Origin of the sequence: Citrobacter sp. Cu231 (assembly GCF_030332265.1) — a bacterium.
GTDB classification, from domain to species: domain Bacteria; phylum Pseudomonadota; class Gammaproteobacteria; order Enterobacterales; family Enterobacteriaceae; genus Citrobacter; species Citrobacter meridianamericanus.
The window spans coordinates 415,767-431,783 of the sequence record NZ_JAOWIE010000029.1 but is presented as its reverse complement, the minus strand read 5'-3'; the positions used below and the strand labels follow the sequence as shown (position 1 = coordinate 431,783).

The 16,017-nt window shown below is 50.5% G+C and carries 12 protein-coding genes; 5 read left to right on the top strand and 7 right to left on the bottom strand.

Translation table 11 applies throughout. The features are described from left to right. Positions 1-12: 12 nt before the first annotated feature. The 3 genes from OGY15_RS05085 to ebgR form a co-directional block, all read right to left on the bottom strand. Entirely contained in the window at positions 13-3,171 is a 3,159-nt protein-coding gene (locus OGY15_RS05085; protein WP_286538623.1) for a glycoside hydrolase family 2 TIM barrel-domain containing protein, read from the bottom strand. 118 nt (positions 3,172-3,289) lie between these two features. Further along, entirely contained in the window at positions 3,290-3,736 is a 447-nt protein-coding gene (locus OGY15_RS05080) for a beta-galactosidase subunit beta (protein ID WP_286538620.1), read from the bottom strand. 191 nt (positions 3,737-3,927) lie between these two features. Continuing rightward, on the bottom strand, positions 3,928-4,911 hold the full coding sequence (gene ebgR / locus OGY15_RS05075; RefSeq protein WP_286538616.1) for a transcriptional regulator EbgR: 984 nt from the start codon (positions 4,909-4,911) through the stop codon (positions 3,928-3,930). 151 nt (positions 4,912-5,062) lie between these two features. Here ebgR and OGY15_RS05070 point away from each other — a divergent pair, with 151 nt between their 5' ends. Beyond that, positions 5,063-5,395, top strand: a complete 333-nt coding sequence (locus OGY15_RS05070) for a tRNA-binding protein (RefSeq protein ID WP_187253293.1) — start codon at positions 5,063-5,065, stop codon at positions 5,393-5,395. A gap of 54 nt (positions 5,396-5,449) precedes the next feature. On the opposite strand, the gene ygjG is transcribed toward OGY15_RS05070, so the two are convergent. Then, positions 5,450-6,829, bottom strand: coding sequence for a putrescine aminotransferase (gene ygjG / locus OGY15_RS05065; RefSeq protein ID WP_187253292.1), 1,380 nt, complete (start codon positions 6,827-6,829; stop codon positions 5,450-5,452). A 430-nt stretch (positions 6,830-7,259) separates the two neighbouring features. Here ygjG and OGY15_RS05060 point away from each other — a divergent pair, with 430 nt between their 5' ends. Beyond that, a complete protein-coding gene (locus tag OGY15_RS05060) occupies positions 7,260-8,780 on the top strand; it encodes a methyl-accepting chemotaxis protein (RefSeq protein ID WP_187253291.1) in 1,521 nt (506 codons plus the stop codon). Between the two features lie 52 nt (positions 8,781-8,832). On the opposite strand, the gene OGY15_RS05055 is transcribed toward OGY15_RS05060, so the two are convergent. After that, complete coding sequence (locus tag OGY15_RS05055; protein WP_502872273.1) at positions 8,833-9,504, bottom strand: PadR family transcriptional regulator; 672 nt, start codon at positions 9,502-9,504, stop codon at positions 8,833-8,835. Positions 9,505-9,742: 238 nt separating this feature from the next. Between OGY15_RS05055 and OGY15_RS05050 the strand changes: the two genes are divergently transcribed. Next, on the top strand, positions 9,743-10,525 hold the full coding sequence (locus OGY15_RS05050) for a siderophore-interacting protein (RefSeq protein ID WP_210905417.1): 783 nt from the start codon (positions 9,743-9,745) through the stop codon (positions 10,523-10,525). Here the strand turns inward: OGY15_RS05050 and OGY15_RS05045 are convergent. Next, positions 10,522-11,370 (bottom strand): helix-turn-helix domain-containing protein, encoded by an 849-nt coding sequence (locus tag OGY15_RS05045; protein WP_210905416.1) that lies wholly within the window; start codon positions 11,368-11,370, stop codon positions 10,522-10,524. The genes OGY15_RS05050 and OGY15_RS05045 overlap by 4 nt on opposite strands. A gap of 67 nt (positions 11,371-11,437) precedes the next feature. Here OGY15_RS05045 and cfa point away from each other — a divergent pair, with 67 nt between their 5' ends. After that, complete coding sequence (gene cfa / locus OGY15_RS05040) at positions 11,438-12,592, top strand: cyclopropane fatty acyl phospholipid synthase (RefSeq protein ID WP_210905415.1); 1,155 nt, start codon at positions 11,438-11,440, stop codon at positions 12,590-12,592. A gap of 44 nt (positions 12,593-12,636) precedes the next feature. Here cfa and OGY15_RS05035 read toward each other — a convergent pair whose 3' ends face one another. Continuing rightward, positions 12,637-14,295, bottom strand: coding sequence for a glycerone kinase (locus OGY15_RS05035; protein ID WP_286538609.1), 1,659 nt, complete (start codon positions 14,293-14,295; stop codon positions 12,637-12,639). 562 nt (positions 14,296-14,857) lie between these two features. Between OGY15_RS05035 and OGY15_RS05030 the strand changes: the two genes are divergently transcribed. Then, on the top strand, positions 14,858-15,955 hold the full coding sequence (locus tag OGY15_RS05030) for a glycerol dehydrogenase (RefSeq protein ID WP_032940746.1): 1,098 nt from the start codon (positions 14,858-14,860) through the stop codon (positions 15,953-15,955). The last annotated feature ends 62 nt before the right edge of the window (positions 15,956-16,017 follow it).

The window sequence follows — 16,017 nt, the reverse complement described above, 5'->3', positions numbered from 1 at the left end:
ACAACCAGTTGCTTAATTTTTTATTTCTGTATCGGGATGTACTGGCCGCAAATAAAAGGCGTAGTGATACGGCTTAACGGATAACTGATACTCTTCTGGAGGTAATGATCCCCAGGAGTTTTGTCCTCCTGTCCCCATTTGCACGAGATCGATGTTCCACGTGGTAATGTCTCCCGGCTGAACATCAACACCATGTTTATGTGATAACGGTGTTAATCCCGAGGCGCTGCTGCCATCATTATCAGCGACAAAATCAAGCTCGCTTGCAGCGAAAGGCCACGCGCTGGTATTGAGTAATTGCCCGTCGGCAATCGCTTCAAGGCCGAACCCGTCATGATTTACGATGCGCACCCAACGAACATCCGTTTTATTACCGCTTTCCTGCGGTCTGGGGTAAGCGTGGAATTGTTCCCATGTTGTTCCGCCGTAGATACCCGCTTTGGCTCCCTTTCTGTCCGCATAGGTTTCTACCGGGCCACGGCCAAACCACTGGATATACTTGAATTCACAGGGCAGTGTCAGCTGAGAACCCATGCGTAGCAGAAGAGGAAGTTCGCGGTTCCCTGGCGTGAAATCAATGCTAATGCGCATTTCACCCGTCGCGTAAATGGCGTAGGTCAGCGTATATTTGCAGTCGACCGTCGGCAGCGTAAATTCGCTGGTGACGATCGCTTCGTAGCTGGATGGCTGCTCGATTGTGAGGCCGGATAATACGCGTTGTTTGCCCGCGTCTTGCCAGATTGCTGATTTATCGAAAAGTTTAGCGCCGAGATCGTTATCTGTCAGTCCCCGCCAGAAATTGGGCTCAATGCCGCAAAGAAGCAGATCTTTCCCGGCAACCATCAGACGATCCATTTGACCCGTTTTGCGCCCGAAGGAGAGGGTAAAACGCTCGCTGCTGATATCAATAGATGCCGGTGTCTCCTGCACTGATAAGCGGAGGGTGGGCGCATCCGGGCTAATATGAAAAACGGCGGGCGGCGTTACGCTAAATTGTTCCCAGGCAATTTCATATCCACTGCCAACCAGCGGGGCTTCATCTTTGGTTACCGCGCAGAGCGTGACCAGGTATTCTTTATTTTCCGCAAGCGTAATGTTTTTGACTGGGACGTGAATTGCCTGGCGCTGAGCGGGTTTTACCGCAAAGCAACCCAGGCTGCCATTGGCTATTTGATGTCCGTTTTCAGTGATACTGTACTGAATATCGCAATGAGACAACGTAATGAAATCATAGCGATTTTCTATTTCAAATAGTCCGGCAAGCGGGTCCGTTACGTGAAAACGAATAGGTTGATAAACCTTTTTCACTTCCGCCATATGTGGATGTGGCGTGCGATCGGCGGCAACCAACCCATCATTCATAAAGTTGCCGTCGCTGGGTTTATCCGGATGATAGTCTTTGCCATAGCCCCAATATTTCTGACCGCGTTCATTGGTTAATTCCAGCGCGTGATCCATCCACTCCCAGATAAAGCCGCCTTGCAGATTGTCATGCGCGTCGATAATGTTCCAGTAATCTCGCAGAATGCCCACGGAGTTACCCATGGCGTGCGCGTACTCAATCATGATCATCGGACGATCGCTGCCCTTGCAGGCAAACTGCTCTAATCGCTCCAACGTGGGGTACATTGGGCACACAATATCGCTGTAATGCGCTTCGCCAGCAGGTTCATACTGTACCGGTCGGCTGCTGTCTCTCTCTTTTATCCATTGATAAAGCGTTTCAAAAACACATCCGGTACCCGCTTCATTCCCCATCGACCAGACAATCACGCAGGGGTGATTTTTGTCGCGTTCGACCATCGCCTGGACGCGATCCAGATGAACCGGGATCCAGGATTCGGTATCGCCGATTTGTGTTTCGGGTTTTAGCGCCAACGGATGGGATTCAATATTGGCTTCATCAACAATATAGATGCCATATTCATCGCAGAGCTGATACCAGCGGGAATGACAGGGGAAATGACTGGTACGAACCGCATTGATATTGTGCTCTTTCATCAACCGAATGTCGGTCAGCATGTTTTCTTCGGTGGGAACATGCCCAAGTGTAGGGTGCAGCTCATGGCGGTTAACCCCTTTTATCTTAATTGCTTTACCATTGACCGTGAGCTGGCTGTTGATAATTTCTACTTTGCGAAAGCCTATTTTATGGCTTGTCGCTTCAATAGTTTCGCCTTGCTGATTGGTCAGGGTAACTAATAACGTATATAAGTTGGGCGTTTCTGCGCTCCAAAGTCGAGGAGACTTCACCCGATCGGTGAAATGAAATTCCTGCTCTGTTCCATTGCGAATAACAGATTGGTTTTTATCTATTAATGTGGAGAAATCGCAAGCGTCATCCAGCAGTTTTACATTCAGTGCAAGTTCGCCAGGTTGGTTATCATAATGCTTCAGACTGACGCTGACGTTGAATGTGCCTTGTGTATAATCATCATTGAGTTCTGGTTGGCAATAAATATCATAAATGCGTGTTTTCGCGGTGGAGTAGATAAACACTTCCCGCTCAAGACCCGACATATCCAGCATATCTTGCTTTTCTACATAGCTGGCGTTGGACCAGCGGTAAATTTCAAGCGCGATGGTGTTTTCACCCTCTTTGACGTAGGGCGTAATATTAAATTCGGCAGGGTTTTTAGCATTTTGGGTATAACCTACGCGCTGGCCATTTATCCAGACGAACGATGCGGTTCTGGCTCCGGCCAGTTGCAGGAATATTTCGCATCCGGCCCAGCTGTTGTCCAGATTAAAAGTACGGCGATAAGAACCTACCGGGTTATAGTCGCGAGGGATTTCTGGCCAATGGGTGTTAAAAGGAAAACGTTCGTCAATATAAATAGCTTTATCAAAACCTTGAGCTTCCCAGTTGCCTGGAACCTTAATGGTATCCCATGCGGAAACGTTATAGTCTTCTTGATAAAATGTTTTGGGTCTTGAGCGCGGATTGCTTGCGCAGTTGAATTTCCAGATCCCATTCAAGGACAGGTAATTACTGGCTTCTGCGGGAATATTTTTTATCGCCTGGCAGGTGTTGGTGAATGGGAACAGGTAAGGTCGCGGTAATTCCTTATTGATTCCATTGATCCGATGGTCTTCCAGGACGGCAGGGACATGATCGCGTTCCGCATATAAAGAAATAATATGCTTTTTGTCAGAGACAATGACACTCATAATCTATCTCCAGATCTCATAATATTTAAGATTGTTATTTGTTATATGTATTTATTTTTTAAATACATAACCGAAAAATAGTCCACGGCCTCTACCGCGCGCTAATACGAATTACTGGCTATATTGGGTGGATAAATCCGTCAGACATTATTTTAATCACCAGCTTTTTTACAATTGAATGAGTAATGAATCGATACGCTTCATCATTATCACAAATGATTATCTGTCCTTCCTCGACCTGCACGGTTTGCCCTAAACCTTTCAGATATTCCCGGTCCATTTCCTCCCGGTAACAATCCACAGGCCGGAGTTGCGCTTTCGCCGCATATTCAATTTTCTGTGTGCCACGTAAAAAACAATGCACTTCTACGTAACGACGATGGCCGATGAAGAGTGCATCCGTGGTGCTGTCAAACCTTACGTCGTAGCTCAGGAAGTCTCCCTGTGAATGGACGAAGCCGGGAGTGATGCCTTCGATGTTCTCCATCAAAGCGGCACAATGTTGCCAGTGATGCTGCGTATGGGCATGCTGTTGGAACAGTTCGAAGCTTTCTAGAACCCTCATTTTTCTTCCTCTGCGCATAGAACCATCATCAACAGCCTGGTGAGGCTGCATCAATGGTAATCATTTTAGTAAAAGTTTTACTAAATAAAACAGAGGAATTTGATTTACTTTAACTCGATCACGAAATGGAGAAATTTGGCGGGTAACGACAGAAGGGAAGAAGCCCGACCTGACCGTCGGGCAAACGAGTATTAACGGGTGGTGCCTCGCAGCTGTAACTGGCTTGGAACATAGACCTGAAGCGGTAGAACACGACCATCACGCGCTTTTTCTATTAACAGATTAACACCCTGAATCCCCATCATCTCTGAGTGGATGCGCACGGTTGAAAGCGGAGGGAAGGTGAAACGCGCGGTTGGGATATCGTTGATGCTGATGAGTGAAATTTGCTCCGGAATACGGATTTCATGTTCATGAATCGCACGCAGTACGCCGATCGCGATAGAGTCTGAAGCTACGAACAGGGCAGGAGGGTAATCTTTTTTAGCCAACATTTGGGTTGCTAGTTCATAGCCAGATGCACTTGAGAAACTGCCACGATAGATATCCGTTTCGTATACAACACCTTTCAGCCGGCCATAGTCTGCAAACGCGGCTTCACGAATATCGACTTCGCCGGGCACATCTTCACCGCCAATAAAGCCAATTCGCGTTGCGCCTTGCTGGATAAAAAAGTCGATAATTTGCTGGCTAATCTGAGTCAGATTGGTATCGACGAAGTCATACTTACCGCCCGGGGGCTGAAAATCGATAAAGCAGATATTTTCCGTTAGCGAAGCGGCTGTATGACATATCGCTTCGCTGGCCTTTCCGATCACCAGTACTCCTGTGAGTTTTTTGACGGTGGGCACACTATGGTGCTCATAGCAATTAGTGAGCTTGATGCCAAGCTTTTCACACTGGGTTTCGATACCGTGACGTATAGACAGATAGTAGGGATCGTTGATCTCCAGCTTCTGCTGGTAGCTATAGAGCGCAAGAATATGATGTTGATTGACGATGCTGACCTGTGTTCTATGGGATAAACTGCTCTTGTATTCCAGCTTTTCTGCTATTTCGAGAATACGATGCCGGGTCTCCTCTTTCACATTCAGAGTGGGATCGTCATTCAAAACTCTTGAGACCGTCGCCAGGGAAACGCCTGCTTCCGTTGCTATATCTTTAAGTGTTGCCATATATGCCTTTCAATCCACCATTCGACCGCATGGGATGTGTATTGTAAATGAAGCCTCATGAGATGCATCTGTTTTTAGTAAATTCATCCCCCTTGGTCTTCCATCAATACCGTGCTATTTTTTAGTAAAATTTTAACCTGAAGGTGGAGAAATGGATACCGTCGCATTTGCTGATTTTGCCCGCTTGGAAATACGTGTTGGAAAAATCGCACAGGTAAAGCGCCATGACAATGCCGATAAGCTGTATATCGTGCAGGTTGATGTGGGAGAACGTACGCTGCAAACCGTGACCAGCCTGGTGCCTTATTACAGCGAAGAGGAGCTGATGGGGAAAACGGTGGTGGTACTGTGTAATCTGCAAAAGGCCAAAATGCGCGGTGAGACATCAGAGTGTATGCTGCTGTGCGCTGAGACGGACGATGGCAGCGAAAGCGTGCTGTTAACGCCAGAACGCCTCATGCCTGCAGGCGTACGGATTGTTTAAATTGTGCTGCCTTATCCGGCCTACGTTTGTAAACGCAGGCCGGACAGACATCTTTTACACCTGCTCCACGCTCACCCGTAATGCTGCCAGGGCTTTGCGCGTCGATCGTAATACCAGATCGCATTGTTCGATCGTTAACGTTAACGGCGGTTCGATGCGGATCGTCTTGGCATTATTCAGCGTGCCGGCAACCAGCACCCGCTGGCGGAACATCTCACTGGCAAAGTTGTAGCCGATTTCATTATCGACAAACTCGATTGCCATCAGCATGCCCTTGCCGCGTACATCATGCACCAGGTCCGGATATTCCCGCGCAAGCTGGCGGAAACCATCCAGCAACATATCGCCTTTCTGCTCCGCCTGGGCCGGTAAATTTTGCTCCAGCAGGACGTTAATGGTGGCCAGCGCAGCCGCACACGCGAGCGGATTGCCGCCAAAGGTGGTGGTATGCAAGAAAGGATTGTCGAACAGAACCGAGAACACCTCTTCGGTGGCAATGGTTGCGCCAATCGGCATCACGCCCCCGCCCAGCGCTTTAGCCAGGCACATAATGTCGGGCTGCACGTTTTCGTGCTCGCAGGCGAACATTTTGCCAGTACGACCCATGCCGGTTTGTACTTCGTCAAGGATCATCAGCGCGCCATACTCATCGCAAAGTTTACGAACGGTGGTCAAATACCCTTGCGGCGGCAGGATCACGCCTCCTTCACCCTGGATAGGTTCAAGGATCACAGCTGCAACGTCATCACCGGTTTTTTTACACTCACTGAGCATAGTGCGCAGCGCGTTAACATCGCCAAACGGCACATGACGGAAACCTGGCAGCAGCGGCATAAAGGGTTTGCGGAAAGTTGATTTCGCTGTGGCAGAGAGCGCGCCCAGAGATTTGCCGTGAAATGCGCCGCTGGTGGCAATAAACGTAAATTTACCGCGCGGCGATTGATACGCTTTCGCCAGCTTCAGAGCGGCTTCAACCGACTCGGTCCCGCTGTTACAGAAAAAACTGTATTTCAGTTTACCGGGTGCCAGTGCGGCAAGGGTCTTTGCCAGCATGGCCCGCAGAGGGTCAAGTAACTCCTGGCTATGCAGAGGTTGTTTCGCGAGTTGATTCTGTACGGCGGAAACCACGACTGGATTACGGTGCCCCACGTTGAAAATTCCAAAACCACCCAGGCAATCAACGAACTCCTGTCCCTGGGTGTCGACAAGCGTATTCAGGCTTCCCGCTTGCCACTCTACGGCTCCGTAATCCCCGCCTGCAGTTACAGATTTTCGATACTCTAAGAACCCCGGATTGACATGCTCCTTGAAGTATTCAATCACCTCTCGGTTTAATGATTTCATTTCCTCATGATCAAGCGTGCGCTTTTCGATGAGATTCAGTGCGTGTGCGCTGCAGGCCAGGGCCGATGCGCTGGAAGGTAACCTGTTCAAAATATGCTCCCGGAGCTGGCGTATCACATGATACTGAATTAAGTATTGCAGGGATTGCGCCATTCCGGCGCGCTTAGCAAAAATCGGGATAAACACCAGGAAACATCTTATTTGTGCAACATTTAATGCCATCTTTTAACATTTGCTGGCATTTTGCCCAAGTTCAGACTGCGAAAACAGATCGGAAACTCCCTTTTCTGCGCTAAAAATGAGCAAGTTTCGCACTGTGACGGTGCATTGGTAGAAGTGCAATGGAATAGTTTCTGATTGAAAGTATTTTAAATCAATGGATTAGAATGCGTATAGATTTTGAGGTTTAATCGCAAATTGCGATCTAAATCAAATTTAACAACTAAAGATAAAAAAATTATCGCCGAAATAACATAAGCCGAAAGAGTTAACAACCAGATAACCTGCACAGGACGCAATCATGTCTTCTCATCCCTACGTTAGTCAGCAAAATACACCGCTGGATGATGATATCACCCTCATGTCGACCACCGATTTACAAAGCTATATTACCCATGCGAACGACACTTTCGTTCAGGTCAGCGGCTATCAACTGAATGAGTTGCTCAATAAGCCGCACAATCTGGTTCGTCATCCGGACATGCCAAAAGCGGCGTTTGCGGATATGTGGTACACCCTGAAACAGGGCGAGCCATGGAGCGGGATTGTGAAAAACCGGCGTAAGAATGGCGATCACTACTGGGTGAGAGCCAATGCGGTGCCGATGGTGAGGGAAGGACATGTAACCGGGTATATGTCGATTCGTACCCGGGCAACTGACGAGGAAATTGCGACGGTAGAGCCTTTATATAAGGCGCTGAATGAAGGGCGTTGCAACCGACGTATCCATAAAGGACTGGTGGTACGTAAAGGCTGGCTGGGGAAGCTCCCGGCACTGCCGATTCGCTGGCGGGTGCGCAGTGTAATGGCGTTCATGTTTATTGTACTGGCGGCTGCGTTGCAACAAATGGGCGCGGAATGGCCGTTACTGCTGATGAGTGCGCTGGTAATGATGCTGGGAACGGCGATTTTCGAATGGCAGATTGTGCGCCCCATTGAGAATGTCGCTCGTCAGGCGTTGAAAGTGGCGACCGGTGAGCGAAACAGCGTGTCGCATCTTAACCGCAGTGATGAACTGGGTCTGATGCTTAGAGCGGTCGGGCAACTGGGGCTAATGTGCCGCTGGCTCATCCATGATGTCTCCAGCCAGGTGAGTTGTGTGCGCAGCGACAGCGAAACGCTGGCGAAAGGTAGCGATGATTTAAACAAACATACGCAGCAGACCGTTGAGAACGTGCAGGAAACGGTGGCGACCATGAACCAGATGGCGGCATCGGTGAAACAAAACTCACAGACCGCCGCCGCGGCAGATAAGCTCTCCATCGCCGCCAGCAGCGCGGCGACACACGGTGGTGAGGCGATGGATACCGTCATCAAAACCATGGACGACATCGCCAACAGCACCCAGCGGATTGGTACCATTACCACGCTGATTAACGATATTGCCTTCCAGACTAACATTCTGGCCCTGAACGCCGCCGTTGAAGCCGCACGGGCGGGTGAGCAGGGGAAAGGATTCGCCGTGGTGGCGGGAGAAGTGCGTCATCTTGCCAGCCGCAGCGCCAGTGCAGCCAATGATATCCGCAAGCTGATTGATGCCAGCGCCGATAAGGTGCAGTCCGGATCCGACCAGGTTCACGCCGCAGGGCGCACGATGGACGATATTGTGGCGCAGGTGCAAAACGTGACTCAACTGATCGCCCAAATCAGCCACTCAACGCTGGAACAGTCGGATGGTCTTTCCAGCCTGACCCGCGCGGTGAATGAACTGAGCAACATTACGCAGAAAAACGCCGAACTGGTTGAAGAGAGCGCCCAAATTTCTGCGATGGTGAAACATCGCGCGGGGCGTCTGGAAGACGCAGTCACGGTTCTGCACTAAGAATCACAATGCAGGCGAAATCCAGGGGAATGGGTTTCGCCTGCTGAGCAGATTAATCCAGTTGGGTAATATCCAGCGCAGCGCGATCGATAATACCGATGATTTTTTTGATTTGCGCATCGCTGGTATCACCATGATTGACCCGTAGGTCCAGCACGGCTTTGAAGTTCTCCAGCGCGCGTTTCATCTGCGGGTTCTTGCGCAATTCAAAACCCACGCAGCGGGCTTTGATCCGTTCGTGGATATGGTCCAGATGCTCACGGTTTTCATCCAGCCACTGCTGGCCCAGGGCGGTGATCGCAATCTGTTTACGCCCACCTTCCTCATCGCTGATAGTGATCAGCTCCTGATCCTGCAAGAAGTCCAGCGTCGGATAAATAACGCCTGGGCTCGGGGTGTAGTTACCCTGAGTCAGGGTTTCAATCGCTTTTATCAGCTCATAGCCGTGGCTGGCGTCGCGGGTCAGGATATCCAGAATCACCAGGCGTAATTCTCCGTGACCGAAGAAGCGCTGGCGACGACCGCCGCCGCGACCGTGGCGGTGTTCGCAACCCTGTTCAGGGTGGTGTGCTTTGTTACAACCTTCATGGCGATGTTCTTCACCTTTGCAGCAGCCTGCGTGGTGCTCGTTGTGGCGGCCTTCATGGTGATGTCCTTCACCCTTGCAGCAGCCTTCGTGTTGGTGCTCTGTATGTTTGCAGCAACCTTCATGATGGTTTTGCATCATCGTCTCCTGATGTTGTTTAGATATATCTAATTTATATCTAAAAATAATGCTCTTGCAATATCATTAGTTTGGTTTTTTTTAATTTATTGATTTTCAGGTGTTTTTATTTGGTCTTTGAAGGTGATTAATCAGAGTGTGGCTATATCAAAAAAGTGCTTGCAATCCTTGTGATTAGCAATCATTATCATTTAAAAATAAATTTAGATATATCGTATTATCTTTTAAAGGCGAGAAAATGACAAAAAACACCTCACGCTACCCGCAGCGCGTTCGCAATGAATTGCGCTTCCGTGAACTTACCGTCCTGCGCGTTGAACGTGTTAGCGCGGGCTTTCAGCGCATCGTACTGGGCGGTGACGCTCTGGACGGTTTTAGCTCGCACGGCTTTGATGACCACACCAAGGTCTTTTTCCCGGAACCGGGCTGCCATTTCGTGCCGCCAGTAGTCACTGATGAGGGCATCGTCTGGGCCGACGGGGTGCGTCCGCTCTCCCGTGACTACACGCCGTTGTATGACGAAGCGCGCCATGAGCTGGCACTGGATTTTTATATTCATGACGGTGGAGTGGCGAGCACATGGGCGATGAATGCTGGCGTGGGTGACAAGCTGACGATCGGCGGACCGCGCGGTTCGTTGGTGGTGCCAGAAGATTATGCGTATCAGGTTTACGTCTGTGATGAATCGGGAATGCCTGCGCTGCGCCGACGGCTGGAGTCGCTCAGCCGCTTAGCGGTACGTCCAAACGTCACGGCGCTGGTCAGCGTGCAGGATGCAGCGTACCAGGATTATCTTGCCCATCTCGACGGATTTACTATTGAGTGGTTTATCGGCCATGACGCGCAGGTAGTGAATGAACGCTTATCGCGACTAACCGTGCCCACAGATGATTATTACATCTGGATCACTGGTGAAGGCAAGGTGGTAAAAAACCTGAGTGCTCGCTTTGAAACCGAGGCGTTTGACCCTCAACGGGTGCGTGCGGCAGCCTACTGGCATCAGCGTAAAGCGGCAGATTAATAACTAGACGGCGGCACGCCAAATGCCTGGCGGAAGGCATAACTAAATGCCGCGGTGCTTGAATACCCTACGTCGAGCGCCACGGCGGTCACGCTTTTATTTTTTTTCAGCATTAATACGGATTCCAGAATACGCATTTTTTGTTTCCAGACGCTGAAAGGCAATCCAGTTTCTTTTTTGAAATGGCGTGAAAAGGTTCGGGCAGACATACCCAGATGATGTGCCCAGTATTCAACCGAATGCTCCAGAGCGGGGGATTCTTGTATGGTTCGGCATATTTTGGTTAATTCGCGATCCTGCGGCCAGGGTAATACAAAAGCGACTTCCGGGAGTTGCAGAATAATGTCGACCAGCACGCTCACCAGTCTGCCCTCTTTGGAGCGGCTATCATAATGCCCCGAAACTAAATTGGTGGCGTAATGAATAAACTCTCTGGCGAAATCACTGATAGCGACCACTTTACATTCATTAATGCGCGCTTCAAGAAAGCCCGGTTTAATATCCAGGTTCTCTAAATACACATCATCCAGAGCCCAAACTGCATGCTCCGTATTATTGGGGATCCAGATGCCATAGTGCGCCGGGATTATCCAGCACTTGCCGGCAACATCAATACGCATACTGCCTTTGCGGGCGAAATGGAACTGCATAAAAGAGTGTGAATGCGGCGGAACATGGTGGTTGGCTTCTAATACATAGGAGCGAAAATACACGTCCTGCGGCAGTTCCGCCATGGAGTTATCCGGGAAGAAGTTCCACTGTTTTTGCGCGAGAGTTTCCATAAATAAATCGTCAATGCTCCCGGTGGTGTGGCCGCTGCTCGATAGATCTTGTCCGCAGATCATAATACATACACCCTGTTTTCCATAATAATCTTGCGTAAGAATTTTTAGCCCACTTTTGGTAAATACCATGAACTCGCTTTGTTCAGATGCTGTCATCGTCAATGAAACAAATGATAACTGGACCCGAATGGGAAAAGAGCTGCTTTCGCAAGCAGATATCAGGATTAATGGCTCCCGTCCCTGGGACATTCAACTTCATCATGCTGGTTTTTTTAAACGAGTATTGCAGCAAGGCTCGTTAGGGCTTGGTGAAAGCTATATGGAAGGCTGGTGGGACTGCGAGCGGCTCGATATTTTGTTCTGCAAAATCCTCAAAGCAAAACTTGACCAGCAGATGCCGGGTAATCTGAAAGATATTTTACGTATTGCCAGTGCGCGCCTGTTTAATTTGCAGTCGCGCAGCCGCGCGTGGATTGTCGGCAAAGAGCACTACGATATTGGTAACGATCTCTTTGCGTTGATGCTTGATCCGCATATGCAATATTCCTGCGGTTACTGGAAAGACGCGACCACATTAGACGATGCGCAAAATGCCAAATTAAAAATGATCTGTGAGAAGTTGCAACTTGAACCGGGTATGCGTTTACTCGACATCGGTTGTGGCTGGGGCGGGCTGGCGGAATATGCGGCGCGTCATTACGGTGTGGTGGTAGAAGGCGTTACTATCTCCAAAGAGCAGCAGAAAATGGCCCAGCAGCGCTGTGAAGGGCTGGACGTTAATATTCTGCTGCAGGACTATCGCGACCTTGATAAACACTACGATCGCATTGTTTCCGTGGGGATGTTTGAACATGTAGGGCCGAAAAATTACGACACCTATTTCAGCATCGCCGACCGTTGTTTAAAACCGGATGGGCTGTTCCTGTTACATACCATTGGTAGCAATAAAAAGGGGATGAGCGTCGATCCGTGGATCAATAAATACATTTTCCCGAACGGCTGCTTACCGGCGATCTCCCATATTGCTGAGGCCAGCGAATCACGGTTTGTGATGGAAGACTGGCATAATTTTGGCAGCGATTATGATAAAACGCTGATGGCATGGCACGAGCGTTTTAATCAGGCATGGCCGGAGCTGTCAGCACGTTATTCCGCCACCTTCAGAAGAATGTTTAATTACTATTTATGCGCCTGCGCCGGTGCTTTTCGCGCCAGAGATATCGAACTTTGGCAGGTGCTGTTTAGCCGCGGCGTGGAAGGTGGGATTCGCGTTTACCGTTAACGTTTTGCCTGATGACGCTTGTGTCATCAGGCATTGATTAAAACTTAGCTCACCATCTCCTCCGCCAGGGCTTTAAACACCATCGCTACGGCGTGCGCGCCGGGGTCCATATTGCCGAGCAGGCTTTCGCTGTTCAGATAAGATGCGCGCCCCGCATTGGCTTTACTCGACAGACAGGTTCGTTCGGCACCCGCTTGCGCAGCGTCGAATGCGGCCTGCATATTTAGTGGCTGTGCGAGCAGCGACGTCAGGGCCGGCTGCAGTGCATCAATCATGGTGCGATCGCCTTCATCAGCGCCGCCGTAGAACTTCATCTGCGCCAGACCCGTATTCAGCGCCTCGGCAACGTTAGCGCCCTGTTCGAGTTTCTGTCCGGCGGCGGTAAAGAAGATCGACATCAGCACACCGCTGGAACCGCCCATCACCACGGTCAGACGTTCGCCAATCAGCGCGAACAACGTGGCAAGGTTATCCAGCGGTAGCTGCTGGCGATGCAACAGGCTGGCAATCTCACGCGCGCCGGCGGCAAAGGTCGAACCGGTATCGCCATCGCCAACTTTGGCATCCAGCGCATTCAGATGTGTCTCCAGACCGGAAAGAGTTGCGGTGACAAGTTCCACAATCCCGGCTACCAGGGTGTTTTCCGAAGGCTGAAACTCCACGCGCGCACTGCGCTGAGATGACGGTACGCAACTGATTTCTCGTGGTGGGATCGGGGTTGGCCAGTTACTGGTTTCCACCTCTGTGAGTAGCGCTTTTTCGATGCTTTCTTCGAGCACGATGGCCGTAAGTGAAAAACCTTTCATATCCAGCGCGGTGACCAGCGAAGCTGGGCCAATCAACCAGTCGATACGCGGATGCAGTGGGCTGCTGATCAGTTCGCGGGTAATGATGGCCATTTCGGCCACGGACACGCCGCCAAGATTGTTAATCATCACTGCCAGACGACCGGTTTCAGGCAGGACCGCCAGCAGTTTATCCACCATCAAATTCACCACTTGCGCACTGTTTTGCGTGTCGATAACCAAAGCACCCGGTTCGCCGTGAATGCCCATCCCCAGCTCCGCATGACCAGGATGATGACGCGGTGCGGCGTCTGTTTCTTGCGGCAGATGGCAGCTGGAAAGGGCGACGCCCAGGCTGAAAGTGTTGTTGGCTGCGTACTGCGCTTCACGCAGGACGGTGGCGAGGTTGTAGCCGCATTCGGCGAAATAGCCTGCGATTTTATGCACCAGGATGGTTCCCGCAATGCCACGCGGGTGTTTGTTATCCGGCAGAGAGATGTCGTCGCCGACAATCAGCATTTCAACGTTATAGCCAAGGCGACGTGCTTTCTCGGCGGCGAGACCGAAATTAAGGCGGTCACCGGTGTAGTTTTTCACGATCAACAGACAGCCAGCCTCACCGGTCACCGCCTGAATAGCGGTCAGTACCGCATCTACGCTCGGAGAGGCGAACACATCTCCGCAGACCGCAGCGGTGAGCATCCCTTTACCGATAAAACCAACGTGCGCGGGTTCGTGTCCTGAACCGCCGCCAGAAATGACCGCCACATTATTTTTGTTGAGGTCACGACGGATCACGATGCGGATGGCTGGATCGCTTTCCAGACGCGCAAGGTTATTCCACGGGCTGGCGATAATCGTGCCGTCGATGACGTCGCTTACGAGATGGGTACGGTGGTTAAAAAAGAATTGAGACATAACGACTCCTCGAGGTTGAGTGAAAGACAAACCCCCGAATGTGTAACCATGGTGCGGAGGCGATGGAGAGATTCTGGCGAACTCAGCGTGGAAAAAAACAACGCTAAAATGAGTTTCATTACGGAACGTCATCGTTATTTTTTGTTTCGAAATGAAACTTAAAAAGTTAGGGAATCATCGCAATGCGAGCTTGCTCGACTTTTTTTTCCTGCCAAAAGTACAGGTCATACGGTGTAGTCGGCCTTTTTTTGTCGGTTTTAAATGCAGCGAAGTGAGTAAAAGGGAAAGTGGGATTGGTGATTGCCGGAGATTTGGCGGGAAATGAACGGATCGGGATCGCAAACCTTATCATTTTTGTGGATAAGCGTTCCAATCTGGAACGTTCGTGGTTTTTATCTGTTTCATATCAGAACAAAAAGACGAAAGATTTTTTTGTGTACGCCTCGCCATACAGTTATTGCATCGCTCCGGTACCTCCCGTTTTCGCCGTCAGCATTCGGCCTAACAGGTTAACGCCAGGGCTCACCATGTAAAAACATGTACTTATTTGAGGATGAAAGGAATGCTAAAAGTTATTCAATCTCCAGCCAAATATCTCCAGGGTCCTGACGCTTCCACCTTATTTGGTCAATATGCTAAAAATCTGGCGGACAGCTTTTTCGTGATTGCGGATGACTTCGTGATGAAGCTGGCGGGAGAGAAAGTACTCAACGGTCTGCACAGCCACGATATTAGCTGTCATGCGGAACGCTTCAACGGGGAATGCAGCCATGTCGAAATTAATCGCCTGATTGCCATTCTGAAACAGCACGGTTGCCGTGGCGTGGTTGGGATTGGCGGTGGAAAAACGCTGGATACCGCTAAAGCGATTGGTTACTACCAGAAGCTGCCGGTGGTGGTGATCCCGACTATTGCGTCTACCGATGCGCCAACCAGCGCGCTGTCCGTTATCTACACCGAAGCTGGTGAGTTTGAAGAGTATCTGATCTACCCGAAAAATCCGGATATGGTGGTGATGGATACCGCAATCATTGCCAAAGCGCCGGTCCGTCTGCTGGTGGCCGGGATGGGTGATGCGCTGTCGACCTGGTTTGAAGCGAAAGCCTGTTATGACGCCAGAGCGACCAGCATGGCGGGCGGACAGTCCACTGTGGCGGCGCTGAGCCTGGCGCGCCTGTGCTATGATACCCTGCTGGCGGAAGGCGAAAAGGCACGCTTTGCCGCGCAGGCTGGCGTGGTGACCGACGCGCTGGAACGTATTGTCGAAGCGAACACTTACCTCAGCGGCATCGGCTTTGAAAGCAGCGGTCTTGCGGGAGCGCATGCTATTCATAACGGATTTACAATTCTGGAAGAGTGCCACCATTTGTATCACGGTGAGAAAGTCGCCTTTGGTACGCTGGCGCAGTTGGTGCTGCAAAACAGCCCGATGGAAGAGATCGAAACCGTACTGAATTTCTGTCAGAAAGTCGGTCTGCCGGTAACGTTAGCGGAAATGGGCGTGAAAGATGACATCGACGGCAAGATTATGGCCGTGGCCAAAGCGACCTGCGCAGAAGGTGAAACCATACACAATATGCCGTTCCCGGTGACGCCTGAAAGCGTTCATGCCGCTATTCTGACGGCAGACCTGCTGGGACAGCAGTGGCTGGCGCGTTAATCAGTCGTCGGTAAGTTTTTATCCGACATCTTCTCCCCCTCTGACAGTCTCTGCCGGAGGGG

Coding starts and splice junctions, on each gene's coding strand:
- OGY15_RS05085 (WP_286538623.1), bottom strand. CDS start 3,171: ATGAGTGTCATTGTCTCTGACAAAAAGCATATTATTTCTTTATATGCG.
- OGY15_RS05080 (WP_286538620.1), bottom strand. CDS start 3,736: ATGAGGGTTCTAGAAAGCTTCGAACTGTTCCAACAGCATGCCCATACG.
- ebgR (WP_286538616.1), bottom strand. CDS start 4,911: ATGGCAACACTTAAAGATATAGCAACGGAAGCAGGCGTTTCCCTGGCG.
- OGY15_RS05070 (WP_187253293.1), top strand. CDS start 5,063: ATGGATACCGTCGCATTTGCTGATTTTGCCCGCTTGGAAATACGTGTT.
- OGY15_RS05060 (WP_187253291.1), top strand. CDS start 7,260: ATGTCTTCTCATCCCTACGTTAGTCAGCAAAATACACCGCTGGATGAT.
- OGY15_RS05055 (WP_502872273.1), bottom strand. CDS start 9,504: ATGCAAAACCATCATGAAGGTTGCTGCAAACATACAGAGCACCAACAC.
- OGY15_RS05050 (WP_210905417.1), top strand. CDS start 9,743: ATGACAAAAAACACCTCACGCTACCCGCAGCGCGTTCGCAATGAATTG.
- OGY15_RS05045 (WP_210905416.1), bottom strand. CDS start 11,370: ATGATCTGCGGACAAGATCTATCGAGCAGCGGCCACACCACCGGGAGC.
- cfa (WP_210905415.1), top strand. CDS start 11,438: ATGAACTCGCTTTGTTCAGATGCTGTCATCGTCAATGAAACAAATGAT.
- OGY15_RS05035 (WP_286538609.1), bottom strand. CDS start 14,295: ATGTCTCAATTCTTTTTTAACCACCGTACCCATCTCGTAAGCGACGTC.
- OGY15_RS05030 (WP_032940746.1), top strand. CDS start 14,858: ATGCTAAAAGTTATTCAATCTCCAGCCAAATATCTCCAGGGTCCTGAC.